The organism is Streptomyces sp. NBC_00647, from assembly GCF_045207245.1.
In the GTDB taxonomy this organism is placed as follows: Bacteria; Actinomycetota; Actinomycetes; order Streptomycetales; family Streptomycetaceae; genus Streptomyces.
In genome coordinates, this window is the sequence record NZ_CP109040.1 from 9,001,029 (window position 1) to 9,017,438 (window position 16,410).

The window sequence follows — 16,410 nt, forward strand, 5'->3', positions numbered from 1 at the left end:
ATGACGCTGTCGTCCTCCGCCACGGCGGACCACATCTACGCCACCGGCCTGCGCAACCAGTGGCACCCCGTCGTCCCCTCGCACTTCGTCGCCTCCGGCGCGATGCGCAAGGTGACCGCGCTCGGCGAGCAGTGGCTGCTGTTCCGCCGTTCCGACGGCGCCCTGTCCATGCTCGCCGACCGCTGCCCGCACCGCGGTGCACCGCTCTCGCTCGGCAAGCACCTCGGTGACCGGGTCGCCTGCTGGTACCACGGCGTCGAGGTCGAGTCCGACGGGACGGTCTCCTCCGTCCCCGGGCTGCCCGGCTGCAGTCTGGAGGGCAAGAAGCTGGTCACCTCACTGCCGGTTCGCGAGGTCGCGGGCGTGATCCTCGCCTACTTCGGCGACGAGGAGCACCCGGAGCCTGTCGAACTGACGCTCCCGGAGCCTCTGACAGACCCCGAGGTGGACGTGTTCCTGTGCTACGCCGAGTGGAACTCACCGTGGCGCTACGCCGTGGAGAACCTGCTCGATCCGATGCACGGCGCCTTCCTCCACCACGATTCGCACACCATGTTCGATGGTGACACCACGGCCAAGTTCCGTATCCGGGAGACCGACCGCGGCTACTTCTTCGAGAAGACCGACCAGCGCGGCGTCAACTTCGACTGGGTGGAGCTGTGCCGCACCGGCGTGGACTGGGTCGACCTGTCCATCCCGTACCCGCCGTCGGCCGGCCCCGGCGGACCGTTCGGGATCGTGGGCATGGTCTGCCCGGTGGACGAGCAGCGCAGTGGCGTCTTCTTCTGGCGCTACCGCCGGGTCGAGGACTGGCAGCGTGCTTCCTGGCGCTTCCTCTACCGGACGCTGATCGAGGAGCGCCACTGGGACGTGCTGGAGCAGGACCGCGTCATGCTGGAGGCCATGCCGGCGGACGCCGACCAGCGGGAGAACCTGTACCAGCACGACCTGGGCGTGGTGCGGCTGCGCCGGCTGTACCGTGCGGTGGCCGAGACACAGTCGTCGGCGGGCGCCTGACGGCTCGCCGTTCATCATTGAGTACGAGCGGGGCGTCGCTGCCGGCGTCATCCAGAGCTCCCGGCCGCTGCACCGGGTTCCGGAACTCAGCCTCCCGCGTTCGGCGGCAGCCCGCGCCGGAGGCTTCCGGACCGCGGCCCGGAAGCCGACCGAACCCACGGGCACCCCATGGTCAATTGGTCTGTACTAACTCTCGCCAAGACTGATGCGCACGGGTAGCGTGCGCTCACCCCCCGCTTCCCTTCGGTCCCAAACGAGCCCTGAGCCACGCAAGGAGAAACGGGATGCAAGACGACTTCGGGTCCCCCGAGTACCCGCCGCACCGCCGGGCAGCACCGCACGGCCCCGCGCCCTACTTGTCCCCCTCGTATGTCACTTACCCCTGGCAGCCGCAACCGGAGTCCGACAGGGGGACGACGCCGCGACATCCGGCACTCGGCCACCACAGCGACCTGCGCTTCCTGCGCAGTGCCTACCGTTCCCTGCGGCGCGTTGCAACGTGCACGGCGCTCGGGTACTTCAGCCTCTTTCTCGTCCTGTCCGCGTTCGCGCCTTCGCTGATGACGGGCACCGTCTCGGGCGGTCTGTCCACGGGGCTGCTGCTCGGACTGATCCAGGTTCCGATCACCTGCTTGGCGATCGGGCTGTATGAGTACACGGCGCGCCGCAGGGTCGATCCGATCGCGGACCGGATCCGCAAGCAGGCCGAGCTGGACGCCGAGCGGGGAGCTGGACGGTGACCGGTTTCAGCAGTTCCGCGCAGGCGATGTCTTTGATGGCCTTCACGACGGTCGCCACGATCATCCTGCTGCTGTGCGTGATGACAGGCCCCGACGGAGACAACCTCGACGAGTTCTACACGGGGTACGGATCGCTGTCGCCGATGCGCAATGGCCTCGCCATCGCCGGTGACTACATCTCAGCCGCGACGGTCCTGTCCACGGGCGGGGTCATCGCGCTCGACGGGTACGACGGCGTGGTCCTGGCGCTGAGCATAGCCCTCTCCCTCATGCTGCTGATGTTCCTGCTGGCCGAACCGCTGCGCAACGCGGGCCGGTTCACCATGGGTGACGTGCTCGCGCGGCGGATGCCCGGACGCGCGGTGCGCATCGCCGCGTGCACCGCCACCATCGCGGCGCTGGTACCGATGATGCTCATCCAGCTCGCCGGCACCGGTGATCTGCTGGCGTTCATCCTCGGCTTCTCCAGCGACTCGCTGAAGACCGGGTGCATCGTGGGCGTCGGCGCGCTGATGATCAGCTATGCGGCGATCGGCGGTATGAAGGGCACCGCCCTCATCCAGATCCTGAAGATCGTGATGCTGTTCGGCTCCGGTGCGATAGTCGCCGCACTGATCCTGCGGCAGTTCGACTGGGACATGGGCAAGCTGTTCTCCGCCGCAGCAGCACACAGCGGGGTGGGGCCGGCTTTCCTGCACTCCGGTCTCCAGTTCGCCGACGGGCCCAACCCCCGGCTCGACATGATCAGTTCAGAGATGACCGTCGTCCTCGGCGGCGCCTGCCTGCCGCATGTCACCATGCGCATGTACACCGCGAAGAGTGCCCGCCAGGTGCGCCGGTCGATGTCCTGGGCGGTGCCGTGCGTGGCCCTCTTCATGCTGATCACCATGATCGTCAGCTTCGGCGCGACGGCGCTGATCGGGCGCGCGACGATCGCAGGTGCCGATCCGACGGGCAGGACCGCCTATCTGCTGGGGTCGCGGGCCGCGTTCGGGACAGACGTGTCGTCGACCGAAACCTTCCTGTTCACCATGGTCACGACGGCGCTCTTCCTCACTCTCCTGGCATCCGTCGCCAGCATGATCCTGGCCTGCGCCAACACCCTCGCGCACGACGTGTTCGGCAGTCGGCGCAAGGTGACGACCCCCCGCCGCGAGATGGCCCTCGCACGGGTGTCCGCCCTGGCGGTGGGCGCCCCCACCATCCTGCTGGCCACCCTCGTGCAACACCACAATCTGCAGCCGCTGGCCCTGCTGTCGGCCTCCCTCGGCGCGTCCGCACTGGCACCGGCACTGGTCTACAGCCTCTTCTGGCGCCGCTACACCCGCACGGGCCTGCTGTGGACCCTGATCGGCGGCACGCTCGTCACCATCGTCCTCATGACCGGCACCAATCTGGTCTCCGGTTCCCCCTTCTCCGCCTTCCCCCAGTCCGACTTCAACTGGTTCCCGTTCACCACCACCGGCCTGGTCTCCATACCCCTGGGCTTCGCGCTCGGCTGGGCAGGGACCGTGCTTTCCGGGCGGCGGAAAGCGGAGGAACAGCGCCGGCAGTACGAGGCGGTCGAGGCATGGATCCTTGCCGGGGTGGCACGACGAGGAAGCTGACGCCCCAGCCGCCCCAGCCGCCCCAGCCGCCCCAGCCGCCACAGCGCGGGGCACGCCGGGGACGTGGCAAGGCCCCGGCCCCGAGCGGGGCTGGGTCGCCGACTTCACCCACGTCACCACTTCGCCGGCGTGGCCTACGTGGCCTTCGTGGTGGACTCTTTCTCCCACCGCATCGTCGGCTGGTCGGCAACCACATCGAAGAAGACACCGCTCGTCCTGGACGCCCTCGAGATGGCTTTGTAGCAACGCGACCGAAATCAACGCTCTTAACAGGGAGGCGAGTTGATACATCACTCCGATGCGGGGTCACAGGGCGGATTCAAGTGGTTGGCGCAATACCTCGATCATGGAGGCGTTGATGGGCGGGCCAGCGGGTTGGATGACGGAGTTGACCGGCAGGTCACCGATGAAGTCGCCGGGCAAGCCGTCACTGCGACGCGATGCGGAGTGGTTGTTCTGGCGTGAGATCGGCCGTAGTAGGGGCTGACGGTCCGGGCCAGCTTCCGTTGGATCACCCGCAGCATGCTGATCGACGCCGCGTCGTCGAGCCCCGTGGTCGTTGGCCATTCGACGCCCGAGCCGGCGAGGTCGCTGACGAAGACGATCTCTGTAGCCAGAAGTGTCCGAGCCCAGTCCGCTGCGCCGAGTGGGGCGTCTTCGCCAAGTGCGTACCGGAGCCTTCGACACTGATCGAGCAGATCCTGCGCGCCGGCGAACCCCATGCCGACGGCGAGTTGTTCCCGTGCCAGATCATGCGGGGAACCACGGGGAACACCGGGGAACCAGCCGACCTCGCACCAGGCGCCGACACCGCTCAGCCGCAGGTCAGCCTCGGAGCAAGCCCTGGATGCTCTCAGCTTCCCAAGCTGATGGTGCGCTCCACAGCGTCGGCCATCGCTATCGTGCGGCTTCCGACGCCGGGGTGTAGCCCATTCAGACGAGCCAACGCGCTGATTGGCTCTCAAGTGGGTGTCATGAACGGGTGATGGATCAACGTCGGGCTCGCGCGACCCTCAAATGGTTGCTGCTTGTTGTGTGCGGGCTTGCGGCTGTGGCGACCTTTATCTGGCTACTGATCTCGGGTCCTTGGTACTTCGAGGATCCTCATCTGTCTGGGCTAGAACCAGGAGCAGCCACTGTGATCAGCGGATTCCGTACCGCTGTGGTGGCGATGGGTGCGGCGTTAGTAGCGGTGATTGGGCTGATCTTCACGGGCCGCACACTGCATCTGAGCCGAGAGGGTCACGTCACTGACCGGTTCAGTAAAGCTGTGGAGCATCTCGGTTCCGCCGTGCTCGAGGTACGTCTCGGAGGAATCTATGCCTTGGAACGGCTCATGCGGGACTCGCCCAGGGATCGTCAAGCCATGAGCGACGTGCTGGCTGCCTTCGTCCGCGAGCGCGCGCCGAACAATCCGTCGGCCGCCGGGCGCGCTCAGTCGCTGATTGCCCCTGGCGAACGTCGGCTGGAACGGGCGCGACGCAGAGTACGAGATGCCACCCCAGCCACAGACGTCCAAGCCGCGCTAACAGTACTCGCCCGCCGCCCCAGGCAAGGCCAGGGCGGCACCCCGTTGCCGCTTGACCTAAGTAACAGCTATCTACGCGGGGCGAATCTTTTCAAAGCGGACTTGGAAGGAGCGGTCCTGTTCGCCACTAACTTGGAGGGCGCGTTCTTGAAGGACGCCAACCTGTCCTCGGCGAATCTACAGAATTCCCAGCTGGACAACGCGATCCTCGTCAAAGCTAAACTGACTCTCGCGAACCTTGCCGAGGCCCGTCTGGACAGCGCGGATCTCTCCAAAGCTTGGCTGGTTGTCGCGAATCTGGCCGGGGCCAGTCTCGTACGCGCTAACCTCTCGGGGGCGCGGCTCTATAGCGCAGATCTGAGGAATGCTCGGCTGTCGCTCTCAAATCTATTCCGGGCGCACTTGGAGGCTGCGAGGTTGGACGGGGCGCGCCTAGAGGGAGCGAACCTGGAGAGGGCACATCTGGCGAAGGTTGCGGTTCGACGACCTGGTCGGCGAACGAAGCCTCGCCGGGGCTACCTCGTTGCCAAGGGGTTGACCGTCGAGCAATTGGTGACAGCCATTCTCTACCGCACACGGATGTCACAGGATTTGGCAGCCAACCCTCACGTTCAAGCACGAGTCGCAGAGGTGGAAGCCGCCATCCAAGACGAATCAGAGTGAGATGAGGTGATACCCCCGCCGGTGAGGCCCCGCTGACCGATCCTAATATTGAGCTTGATTGGGTGATCTCGGGCCGTCCTGCCGAGCGTTGCATCCTCTGTGCCGCATTGCTGTCCCCGTGAGGTCCGCGCGAAACTGCGGCTCGACCGGTGCCAAGACAACAACCTGGGGAACGCTTCGGCCGGATGCCGTGGGTCGGTTCGAAGCCCCGTCGCGTCCGCTCTCCGGGTGTCTGAGAGATCGGTGGACCGGTGTCAGCGGCAGTGGCGTGAGGCCGCTACCCAGATAGCCGGACAGGGAGCGGGAGTTGGAGCGTGGCCCGCGCGCCCACGGCCGACGTCCGCGCCGCCGGGAACCGTCGCCGGACTGGACATCACCGCCGATGCCACTGGCCTGACGCTGTTCGCGACGGTGCGGCGCGCTGACGAGCCGGGGTGATCCCCGCAGTCGGCTTCGTGTTCGTCGCCGACGCAGCCTCGATCGTCAGTCGAGGCCTTCGATGATGCGGAAGTCGCGCTCGACGCCGTCAGCAAGTACGGCCAGTGCCTCCTGGTAGGCCGCACTCGCGCGTGCGGCGACCGCCTGTTCGAAGCTGTCGAACTCGATCAGGATGGTGCGCTCGGCGATTCCGGCGTCGTGTGCGACGACCCGGCTGCCGCGGGAGAGCAGCCGCCCGCCCGCGGCCCTGACGGCTGGACCGGCCAGCTTGTCGTAGGCAGCAAGCCTCTCAGGGTCTGCGATGGTGCGGTAGACGCTGACCCAGTAGCCCTTGGCCACGGTACCTCCTGTGTTCGGAATTGATGATCAGAAGCATGCTCAGATCCATGGCCGGCGCGCTGTGGGTCAGCGAGCCGACGGAGACGGCGTCGAAGTCGGACGGCTTCGATCCTCAGCTTTCGGTTCGACTCGAGCGGCCCAGGCCCGGCACACCGACTGGGGCTGTGATCGGATTGGTCTCGGGTGAGCGTCGGCGGGCTAGGGCGAGGCCGGCCATCGTCGTGATCGCCATCGCGGCGACGCCGACCAGCGCCGCGGTCGTGTAGGCGTCGTCGTCCGGGAAGAGGCGGCCCGTGGCGGTGCCGGCGGCCAGGACCAGACCGCCTATGGCGCTGCCCAGGGAGTACCCGACGCTGCGGACGACGTAGTTGAAGCTCATGGCGCTCGACGTCTCGCTCTTGGGGGTGACGGCCAGGATGACGCCGGGCATGGCGGCCGAGAAGCTGCCGACGCCGAAGCCCAGCACGCCCATGGCCGCGAGCAGTTCGGCCAGGTTGGACCGGGCGGTGGCGAACAGGACGAACCCGCCGCCGACGATGGCGGCGCTGCCGGCCAGGAGCAGGGGGCCGTCGATCCGTTCGCGGACCCGCGGCGTGAGCTTGCCGGCGACGAACCCCAGCACGGAGAACGGGATGAGGACCAGCCCCGCCACGAAGGTGGTCAGTCCGAAGCCGTAGCCGGCGCTGTGCGGCGTTTGCGCGTAGCGGGTGATGAGCGTGAGCAGGAGGTACATGCCGCTCCCGCCGACGAACATGGCGAAGTTCGCCCCGGCGACCGCCGGGTGCCGTACCGCCCGGACGTCGACCAGCGGCGTCTTGGTTCGCAGTTCGGAAACGGTCCAGACGCAGAGCAGGAGTACGGCGGCGACGGCAAGGGTCACCGCCACGGCGAGGTGTCGGCTCCACAGGCTCCTCTCGCCGGCCAGGAACAGGACGAGGAGCAGTCCACCCGCCAGGACGAGCGCACCGGCCACGTTCACGTGAGCGGAGCGGCCTTCGGGAGCTGCGGGCATGGAGCGCCACGCGGTCACGAAGGCGATGGCGGTGACGAGCAGGCCGAGGCCGTAGGCGGCCCGCAGTCCGCCGAACTCGGCGAGCAGCGCGGCCAGCGGGTAGCCGACGCCGGCTCCGATGATGGAGACCACTGAGATCAGGGCGATCGTGGCCGCGCTGCGCTCCTCGGGAAGATGGTCGCGGGCCACGCCCATCATCAGCGCCGTGAGACCGAGTCCGACGCCTTGGGCCGCTCGGCCCATGAGCAGCCAGGCGAACGGCAGCGGCAGCACGGTGAGCGCGCTGCCGACGACGACGATCGCCAGCGTTGCGAGAATCGTGGCCCGCCGGTGCGGGCCGGCTCCGAGCCGGCCGAGGACGGGTGTGGCGACGGCGCCGCTGAGCAGGGCGATGGTCAGCGTCCACTGCGCGCTGTCGAGAGAGACGTGGAACGTGGTCGCCACGCTGGTGATGAGCGGCGTCCCGAGGCTGGCGACCGCCGCCACGACCAGGGCGATGAACATCAGGGCGGGCACCAGCAGACGTGCCTCGGAACGTATCAGGGCAGTGCTCATGGGCTGGTCATGAGCCTGGGCCGCGGTCACCGGTCCGACTCCTGTCGGGCGTGGCTTTCGAGCTCCGCCAGATGCAGCAGCGCCGGAAGGGCTGCTGCCAAGGCCTTGACCTCGTCACCGGTGAGTTCGTCGATCAACCGCGCGTACGCGTCGACGCCCGCCTGGCGTCGCGTCCGGACGTACGACGCGCCGGCCTCGGTCAGGCACACCAGCGTGACCCGCTTGTCGGACGGATCGCCCTTCCGCTCGACCAGGCCGGATTCCTCCATCACCCGGACCAGGACGGTCATCGCGGGCTGGGTGACGCCCTCGGCCACTGCCAGATCGGTGATCCGTCGCGGGCCGGTCTTGTCCAGGGTGGCCAGGGTGGCGGCGGACGTCAGGCTCATGTCGCGGGGAAGGCGTTTCACGGCCCTGGTGGCCAGACCGTAGAGGGCTGACCCGATGGCATCGGAAGCGCCGTGCGCGGCGTCTCGGCGACTCATGCCTGAAGCATAGCAGCTTTATATGAATCCTTTATGTATAGCCCGATCAGGGTTCGGCGATACTGCACTTACAACTCGTTCGCGTAGAGATGAACGGCGTCGCTTTATCGCCCTGTTGATCCCTTCGGAGGCGGCGTTGGTGACGCCGGTCGTGATCGCGGCGAGGATCTGGGGCCACCACGTGCTGACGTGCGGCAGCGAGTCGCGCACCGCGGCTTTGAACACGGTGCACATGTCGATCGCGACCACCTGGACCCCGGCCCGCCACTGGCGAGTCTGGGCGCCGATCCACGCCGACACCCTCGCCGCGGTGCGGCCCTCGACCTGCCCCAGCAGCCCGGCACCGCCGACCAGGTCAACCAGCCCGACACGCCATCGGTCGGCGACGACTTCCCAGATCTCACCGCCGTCGGGCGCCTCGACCAGGCGGAACTTCGCCTTCCTGCGTCGGGTCTCGTCGATCCCCAGGTGCGTCACCGGCGGCGTGTCCTTCGGCAGCGCAGCCGCGGCCGTGAACGCGGTGTTCGCCACCGGCCACGACACCTCGAAGTCGCGCGCCGCCTGCACCACCGTCCGTCTGCGGTCGGCGACCGCTTCCCCGACCGAGGTACGCAGCCCACCGCCCACCGGGTGGTGATGGAGGCGCTGACCAACGTACGCAAACATGCCCAGGGCTGCACAGAGGTGCGGGTGCGCGCGGTCCGGTGCGGCGACGGCGTCACGGTGCGGGTCAGTGACGACGGCAGGCAACTCCACCGCTCCGGCGGCGGGTTCGGGCTGCGAGGGCTGGCCGAACGGGTGAACCTGGTCGGCGGCGGCATGCGAACGGGCCCGGCCGCGGACGGTGGCTGGAGCGTCGAGGCCACTTTCCCGGCGGCTCCGGTCCCCGCCCCGCCCGCCGGCGGCCCGGGCGGAGGGACCCATTGGCCATTCGGGTGCTGATCGCCGACGACCAGGCCATGGTCCGCGCCGGATTCGCGATGATCCTGGCCGCCGAGGACGACATCGAGGTCGTAGCCGAAGCGGCGGACGGCCTGCAGGCAGTGGAACTTGCCGAGCGGCACCACCCCGACGTGGTGCTGATGGACATCCGGATGCCCCGCCTCGACGGCCTCGAAGCGCTCTGCCGGCTGAACCGTCCCGGCGCCGTCGACCCGCCGAAGGTCGTCGGGGCCACGACCTTCGACGACGACGCGTACGTCCATCGCGCCCTGCACGACGGCGCCTGCGGGTTCCTGATCAAGGACTCCGGTCCAGCCCTGCTGGTCGAGGCCGTCCGGGCGGCGGCCTCGGGCGAGGCACTGGTCAGCCCCTCCGTCACTGTGCGGCTGCTGCGCCGGCTGAACGCCCCGGTGCCCGACCGCCGGACTGTGCCGAGCCCTCTGTCGGCCCGCGAGCTGGACCTCGTACGCCTGGTAGCCCGAGGGCGTACCAACGCGGAGATCGCCGACGAACTGTCCATCACGGTGGGCACGGTGAAGACCCACCTAGGGAACGTGCAGGCCAAGCTGGACGCCCGGAACCGGGTGGAGATCGCCGCCTGGGCCTGGGAGACCGGCCTCATCGGCCAGGAGTGACCGCCCGGCGGCTGCCTCTCAGCCGACGTCCTCGGCACCCTTCCCGTGAGGGTTATGAAGGCCCCGCCGGCCCTCGAAGCCGCCGGAACTACGCTGATCACCGTGCTCAGCGCGACCAGCTGCAAAGGCCTATGACGAGCTGGTGGTACGGCACGATGAGCTCGGCACGAGGCACTCCGCCCTGACCGCGCAGTCCGGCGTGAGGTAACGCAACACTCACCCTGGAGCGTCAGGTGCGGCCACCGCGGGGGATCGGGCTGTTCGGGACGGGTGTGACATGCCGCTGGTGGCGTAATGGGGGTGCCACCTTGGCTGGCAGGGCGACTCTGTGTTGCGCCGGAGGAGGGGTCCCAGCCCGTGGGCGCACCCGTCACGTGAGTGGATCTTTGAGTGGATCCGGCCGAGAGGAGCCGGGGATGGTTGAAGGGTCTGTGGGCCTGGCGGGACTGCTTGCCGCGGCGGAGGCCGGGATGCCTGTCGAGTCGGCTGAGGTGGTCGCCTTCGAGCTGGCGAGGACTCTGGGCGCCCGGTCCGTGTCCTTCTTGATCAGTGACTTCACCGGCAACGCAGTTGTGCGCTTGAGCAACGCCGACGCCGGAGAGGAGCGGGAGCACATCGGGTTGCCCGGTACCGTCTACGAGCAGGTACTGCGTGACCAGCGGGTGTCCGTGCGGGAGGGGCAAGACGGGCAGGTCCAGATCGTGGCTCCGGTGACCAACCGGGGGGATGCCATCGGGCTTCTCGAAGCCTTCCTCCCCCGAACCCCTGAACCGGCAACGGTGCAGACCATCGTGGAAGCAGCCCACGCTCTGGCGTACATCCTCATCGCCAACCGCCGCTTCACCGACCTGTACCAGTGGGGTCGGCGCACCCTCCCTGTGGTCCTGGCCGCTGAGATCCAGAACACTCTCCTGCCTGACTGCCTCACCTGTGAGGCTCCGCAGTTCACGGTCTCCGGCGAGCTGATCCCCGCCGAAACGGTCGCCGGCGATACTTTCGATCACTCCCTGGACCGCCACACCTTGCATGTGTCCATCACCGATGCCATGGGCCACGACGTCCGGGCCGCCCTGTTGGCCACTCTGCTTGTCGGCGCTCTGCGCATGGCCCGCCGCACTGGTGCTGACCTGGCCGAACAGGCCCGACAGGCCCATCAGACTCTGCTCGACCACGGCGCAGTCGGCTCTTTGGCCACCGGTCAGCTCTTGCGGATCGATCTGCGGACGGGAAGGGTCGGCTTCGTCAATGCCGGCCACCCATGGCCCTGGCTTCTGCGTGGGGGACGTCTTAATCGCCTCACTCCTGAGGTTGATCCGCCTTTCGGCGCCCCCCTGCCGCACCCACACCGCGTTCAGACTCGCCAACTGCAACGGGGTGACCGTCTCATTCTGGTCACCGATGGCATGCTTGAGCGCAACGCCATCGCCGAGGATCTTCCCGCCCTGATCGAAGGCACCCGCGACCTGCACCCTCGCGACACTGTTCATGTGCTTACGCAGGCCGTCCTGCGTGCCCAGCAAGGCGTCCTGCACGACGACGCCACCGTGGTCTGCCTGGACTGGCGAGGCACCCGGGACTAGGCAGTGGATCCGTGCCACCGCAGCTGCACGCGGAATGCGTACGACACCCAGCGTCTTGTCGGTGCCCCACCCCGGCGGAGACGACCAGCCCCTCCAGGGGTGTTCGCCCCCTGCCTTTTTGCCATGCAGCCCCCTCAACCCCGACTAGGACGGGTCCGGGCAGGCCAAGGTCCCTGTCACCTGCGCGTCTCGTTGCCGAAGGTCTCGCCGAGTGAGGTAGAAGGGCGGGATGGATACCGCCGTGCTGGAACAGATGCTGGACGAGGCCTTCGATCACGCTGTAGTGCACCACGGCTACACCAGCTACATGCGTGACTACGAGGTCATCGTCTACGCGACGGCTGATCCTTCGACGGCCATGGAGTCGTCCTACAAGCGGTATCTGTTCCGGTACTGCGTGGAGGCCCGGTGTGAGACGTCGGTGCCGGCGGAGACCTGGCGAGTCTCTATGGACGATCGGCTCATCGAGCAGGAAACCGGTACTGAGCTCGATGGATACGTCTGGGGCGTGAAGTGGCACTGCCTGTTCCCGGGAGCCAGGCTCCTGCCCGACTCGGAGGACGCCCGGCGCTGGTCGAACGTCCTCGGCATCGACTTTCACGAGGTACGCCTGGAAACCAACGCGCACAACCTGACCCTGATCTTCTCCGACCTCCAGGTGAGCGAGGTCCCCGCCGGCTATGCCGCCTTCGTCACGGAGTAGGGGGCGGTTGGTGAATTTGCGACCGACGCCTGCCCAGGAAGGTCTTCCCGTCATGAGCCGGGTGGTCTGAGGCATGCGGGAGCACGAGCGGGTGGGCGAGCATCAGGCCTGGCAGGACAGGTGGTGGATCTGGCGAAGGTGGAGCGGCAGGCCCCCGGACTGCTGGCTCCTGCACGCCAGGCCGGCCAGGTTCTCGCGGACACAGGCATCGCAGCGCGGCGCGCTGCGGTGTACCTGATCCTCGATCACGACTGGCATATGGAGGAGGTGTACGACCCATCACGGAGGCGAGACTCGTGGTGCTCCAAACTGCCCGGATTCCCCGGGCCTGATGCCCCGCCTGCTGTCTCCCTGGCCGTGGCCTGTCCCGTGCAGCACTTACCGAGCGATATGTGCATTTACGCTCTAGTTTGTCACCGTCATTGATTTCTCATGCAAGGAGCAGGACATGGCTGACAAGGGCGGCATGGACAAGGCCAAGGGCAAGGCCAAGGAAGCGGTCGGCAAAGTCACTGGCAACGACCGGATGAAGGCCGAGGGAAAGATGGACCAGGCTGAGGGCGAGGCGAAGGAAGCCGTGCACGACGCCAAGGACTCCATGCGCGGCAAGCACAGCAAGCACTGAAGCGCGAACCGGTTGGAGGGCCCGCCTCCAAGAGGACGGGCCCTCCGCCGGAGCCCCGGCGATGAAGGCGCCGGAACCAGGCCGGCCCCATTGCTACCAGCGCAGCGTCACCGAGTGACAAGACCCTCCAGGGTGCCGGGGGCCCTGGCTGACGAGGCAGCTTGCCCGGTCAGCCTGCACACGGCTCACCTTGCAGAGCGGCGAGGGATATTGCTCTCGTGTGGGGTACACGACGCCCATGAACGCCGAAACGCTCACCGTGCTGGCCGCTTCGTATGGCGGCGCCCTGTGGCTGATGGTGGCGGGCATCGCTGTCGTCGTCATCCTGGTCGTCGCATTCTTCATCGGTACCCGGCACTCTGCCCGGCGCCGTGTGACAACGACTGCGCCGCAGGCCGCACAAGCACGCCGTGACCTGACGGATCCCGCACACCGCGGCGACGGATGGAGTACACCCGACGACGACCCTGAACAAGGGCATCCCCACCGCTGACGGCGCAGCTCCACTCCGTGCCGCGCAGGGCGGTAGGCCCGACTCCGCGTGCTGGGTGCCGCGCACGATCGGCGGTAGCGGTACGGACGGGGCTCAGCTGTCTGGACACCCCAGCGCCGTGCTGTTTCGTCGAGCTGTCCGGCGGAGACCTGTCCGTAACCGGCAGCACGGCCAGGGTATCGCCGGGTACTTCGTGGCCGACAGAGCTCGATGGCTGTGGCGGTTCCGTCTCGGCCTGATGGCCGCCGATCTTGGCCGGGCGCGGCGGATGGTGCGGCAAGCGGTCGTCGGCGATGAGGGTCTCGTCGTCGGACACGCCGGATTCCACGGACCGCCCGACCAAGCGGGCAGGGTAGAGATCGGCTACTCCGTCGTCGCCTGGGGCCCGGACGATCCGCGCGATCGGGCGGGCTGCGCAGAGCTGCCGCCGAACCCGCGGTCGCAACCCTGAGGGCGACGCGCGGCCCCGACGCGCGGCCTTTCTGGTCGGAAGGCAATGGGGGAGGAGGACGGTCCCGCGCCCGTCCTCGAGGTCCCTGCCTCTCGGGCCCGCCCGCGTAACGGGGCAACCGACTGCTGAGCCAGAGCAAGGGCACCAGTCAGGTTGTTCCTGTAAGTGCGTTTTCATGCTTTTCAGCGGGTTACGCGGAAGACGACCAAAGGGAGGCAGGAGGCCAGGATGATCACCCACGGGCAGATTGCCACCGTGCTCGACCACTCGGTGTACGACGTCGACGGAAACAAGATCGGCGACACCAAGCATGTCTTCCTCGACGATGCGACCGGCGAGCCCGAGTGGGTCACCGTCAAAACCGGGCTCTTCGGCACCAGTGAGTCCTTCGTGCCCACGCGCGAGGCAGCCATGGTGGAGAACCATCTTGAAGTTCCTTACGCCAAGGCCACCGTCAAAGACGCCCCCCACGTCGACGTCGACGCCGGGGGGTTCCTCACGGTGGACGAGGAACACCGCCTGTACGAGTACTACGGCATCGCGTGGGAGGACGGCCGGGGCTGGCAGCAGGTCGTCAACCGGCCGGACCAGGGCGGACGGGACCCCACTGACTCGCCCGTCACCGATGCCATCGAAGAGGCTTCGTTCCCCTGCGACAAGAGCACCGCTTCGGGCCTTGCTCGCAGCCGACAAAACAATCCGGACACCGAGCCGGCCCGCTCCGATAGTTCCGAAGACAATGCTCCGATGACGCGCCCTGAGCAGGAGCGTGCCGGCAGTCGCGCCCCAGGGCAGGCGCTGCTGCGCTTGTATGTGGTTCCCGACGAGCAGCGGTAGGGACGCCCTTGCTGCAGGCGGCGCGTCCAGTCAGCACCTGAACGTCGTCGCCGGCGGCCGACAGCGCAGCGTTGCGGTGCAGTACGTCGCTGCGCCCGCGAGTTTGACCTCTGAGGCCGACTGGCCTGCCGCTTCTGGCTGTGCTGTGGCGAGTGTGCCGCCCGTCGTGCACTGGCCATCCCGGAGAAGCGCCGTGCACACGGGCCGGGGCCTGGCCTGGCGGGCTTCCCTCTATTTGATCGAGCCGTTCAGGGCGGCGTCGAGGTCCAGTGGTGTGGAGGTCGGGCTGGGCGGCGGGTTGAGGACGACCTGGGGCTGGCCGGGTACCGGGTTCGGTGGAGTCATGTCGGACTTGGGGAGCTTGGGCGGGGTGGTCTGGTTGAAGACCGTGGTGTCGAAGTCGACGAGGCCGGTCTTCTCCATCACGGTGATGTGGTCGAGCACCGTGTTGTTCGCCTGATCGGCAAGCGCGCGGATCAGCGTGTTCTTGGTGGTCGAGCGGACCTTGGCGATCGCGTTGAAGATCGAACCGTGGGTCATCCGCAGGATGTTGGCGAAGTCGGTGTCGAACTGCCGCCCCGACTCTGTCTTCAGCTGAGTGACGAAACCTTCCTGCTGGGGGCTCGCCACGTTGGGCAGCGTGATGTTCAGCATCGGTGCGATCTTGCGGCAGCTGGTGTCCAGGGCGGCGTGCCCGTCGACGAGGTGCTGGCTCGCGGTCTTGACGGCCTGGCTCTGTCCCTTCTGCAGGCCGATCAGGCCGAGCGGGTGCTCCCACAGGCCGGCCGCGCGCACCTTGACCACGAAGTCCCGTTCGCCTTCTGTCAGCGGTCCCCACTGCGTGTTGGCGATGATCCGGTCGGGCGAGGTCGACACCGTGCTGATACCGAGCATCGCCGGGTAGGCGAGAGCCGCGAGGGTCAGCGTTAGAGCACCGCCCACAAAGAGTGTTCCGATCACATTGCCCGAACGCTGCACTGTTCCTCCTGCCCGTCGGCTTGGCGCCGATCTGCCGTCGCCTGGTCGGGGCGGCCGAAGAGCAGTACGCACAGGAAGCCGCTCGGACTCAGTGCACCGGCCGAAAGGTTCATGGACAGCGCACAGGTCGAGCCCAGGACGCCGAGCTGTGCCGGGTCGGCACCCGAGTGATCCGGCGCGGCCCCTAGATCAAGGGGCCAACGGACGCTCCACTCATGGTGGGCGAAAAGGCCTACAGCGTGGATTCTTGACCCGGTAGGGGCCGCGACGCGGTTGACGCCGGCGGCGGGGAGCTACAGCGAGGTCTGATGTGGTGGATCCCCGGCTGCGTTCGGGGCTTCCGTGCTCAAGGGAGTAGGTTCTGATGCCGGTGGAGGCGTGCCCCCGTAGTCGCCGTGTCGTACCCGGGGGCACTGAGCCCAGCCTCAGTGTTACGACCAGCCGCACAGGAACACGATGTACGAGGCGAGCACGGACCCGACCACCCCTGTGACAGTGCTGGCGGCGAGCCATACGAGCTGCTCGCCAAGACCCTTGTGAGCGTTCAATTTCGTTCTCCCTCAGGCTTTTGACGTCACAGCAGTTGCCGTGACTAAGCTTGAGGCGGGCCTGGAAAGATCTTAGCGGCCGACGATGTGATGCGGGGTGTGGTTCTGGAGGCCGGGGGCTCGCTGGGGGCTGGCTGGATCGGTGCGTTCTTCTGCGGTCACCAGATCCATATTCCTCCTGGGACGCCGTCGGGGCCGAGGCTGTGGGCTGCTTCGGGGCCAACGCGCGTGTCG

The 16,410-nt window shown here is 67.6% G+C and carries 15 protein-coding genes and 1 pseudogene; 11 read left to right on the forward strand and 5 right to left on the reverse strand.

Translation table 11 applies throughout. The features are described from left to right. The 4 genes from OG788_RS39510 (at position 1) to OG788_RS39525 (ending at position 5,555) form a co-directional block, all read left to right on the forward strand. Positions 1-1,017, forward strand: coding sequence for a Rieske 2Fe-2S domain-containing protein (locus tag OG788_RS39510; protein WP_406375759.1), 1,017 nt, complete (start codon positions 1-3; stop codon positions 1,015-1,017). A 284-nt stretch (positions 1,018-1,301) separates the two neighbouring features. After that, a complete protein-coding gene (locus OG788_RS39515; protein WP_406375760.1) occupies positions 1,302-1,757 on the forward strand; it encodes a DUF485 domain-containing protein in 456 nt (151 codons plus the stop codon). Beyond that, entirely contained in the window at positions 1,754-3,364 is a 1,611-nt protein-coding gene (locus OG788_RS39520; RefSeq protein ID WP_406375761.1) for a cation acetate symporter, read from the forward strand. Before OG788_RS39515 ends, OG788_RS39520 begins: the two co-directional genes overlap by 4 nt. A gap of 1,138 nt (positions 3,365-4,502) precedes the next feature. Further along, positions 4,503-5,555, forward strand: a complete 1,053-nt coding sequence (locus OG788_RS39525) for a pentapeptide repeat-containing protein (RefSeq protein ID WP_406375762.1) — start codon at positions 4,503-4,505, stop codon at positions 5,553-5,555. A gap of 483 nt (positions 5,556-6,038) precedes the next feature. On the opposite strand, the gene OG788_RS39530 is transcribed toward OG788_RS39525, so the two are convergent. The 4 genes from OG788_RS39530 to OG788_RS39545 all read right to left on the reverse strand — a co-directional run bounded on the left by OG788_RS39530 (position 6,039) and on the right by OG788_RS39545 (position 9,134). Next, a complete protein-coding gene (locus tag OG788_RS39530) occupies positions 6,039-6,332 on the reverse strand; it encodes a DUF1330 domain-containing protein (protein WP_384249931.1) in 294 nt (97 codons plus the stop codon). 112 nt (positions 6,333-6,444) lie between these two features. After that, positions 6,445-7,899, reverse strand: a complete 1,455-nt coding sequence (locus OG788_RS39535; RefSeq protein WP_406375763.1) for an MFS transporter — start codon at positions 7,897-7,899, stop codon at positions 6,445-6,447. A gap of 26 nt (positions 7,900-7,925) precedes the next feature. Further along, positions 7,926-8,384 (reverse strand): MarR family winged helix-turn-helix transcriptional regulator, encoded by a 459-nt coding sequence (locus OG788_RS39540; protein WP_406375764.1) that lies wholly within the window; start codon positions 8,382-8,384, stop codon positions 7,926-7,928. Positions 8,385-8,402: 18 nt separating this feature from the next. Next, complete coding sequence (locus OG788_RS39545) at positions 8,403-9,134, reverse strand: transposase (RefSeq protein WP_406375765.1); 732 nt, start codon at positions 9,132-9,134, stop codon at positions 8,403-8,405. On the opposite strand from OG788_RS39545, the gene OG788_RS39550 reads away from it, so the two are divergent. From OG788_RS39550 to OG788_RS39580, 7 genes and pseudogenes are all read left to right on the forward strand, one after another. Next, entirely contained in the window at positions 9,021-9,326 is a 306-nt protein-coding gene (locus OG788_RS39550; RefSeq protein WP_406375766.1) for a sensor histidine kinase, read from the forward strand. The two genes, OG788_RS39545 and OG788_RS39550, sit on opposite strands and share 114 nt — an antisense overlap. Continuing rightward, complete coding sequence (locus tag OG788_RS39555; RefSeq protein WP_406375767.1) at positions 9,308-9,961, forward strand: response regulator; 654 nt, start codon at positions 9,308-9,310, stop codon at positions 9,959-9,961. Before OG788_RS39550 ends, OG788_RS39555 begins: the two co-directional genes overlap by 19 nt. Before the next feature lie 416 nt (positions 9,962-10,377). Then, positions 10,378-11,541: a PP2C family protein-serine/threonine phosphatase gene (locus tag OG788_RS39560; RefSeq protein WP_406375768.1), complete on the forward strand. Its 1,164-nt coding sequence runs from the start codon at positions 10,378-10,380 to the stop codon at positions 11,539-11,541. Positions 11,542-11,770: 229 nt separating this feature from the next. Beyond that, the gene (locus OG788_RS39565) at positions 11,771-12,244 is read left to right on the forward strand and encodes a hypothetical protein (protein WP_406375769.1); all 474 of its coding nucleotides are present in this window, start codon (positions 11,771-11,773) and stop codon (positions 12,242-12,244) included. 448 nt (positions 12,245-12,692) lie between these two features. Further along, entirely contained in the window at positions 12,693-12,869 is a 177-nt protein-coding gene (locus OG788_RS39570) for a CsbD family protein (protein ID WP_266849477.1), read from the forward strand. Positions 12,870-13,107: 238 nt separating this feature from the next. Then, positions 13,108-13,362 (forward strand): DUF6479 family protein, encoded by a 255-nt coding sequence (locus OG788_RS39575; RefSeq protein ID WP_406375770.1) that lies wholly within the window; start codon positions 13,108-13,110, stop codon positions 13,360-13,362. Between the two features lie 679 nt (positions 13,363-14,041). Further along, positions 14,042-14,365: pseudogene (locus OG788_RS39580) on the forward strand (PRC-barrel domain-containing protein); the annotation flags it as partial. Between the two features lie 516 nt (positions 14,366-14,881). Here OG788_RS39580 and OG788_RS39585 read toward each other — a convergent pair. Then, a complete protein-coding gene (locus tag OG788_RS39585) occupies positions 14,882-15,592 on the reverse strand; it encodes a DUF4142 domain-containing protein (protein WP_406375724.1) in 711 nt (236 codons plus the stop codon). Between the last annotated feature and the right edge of the window lie 818 nt (positions 15,593-16,410).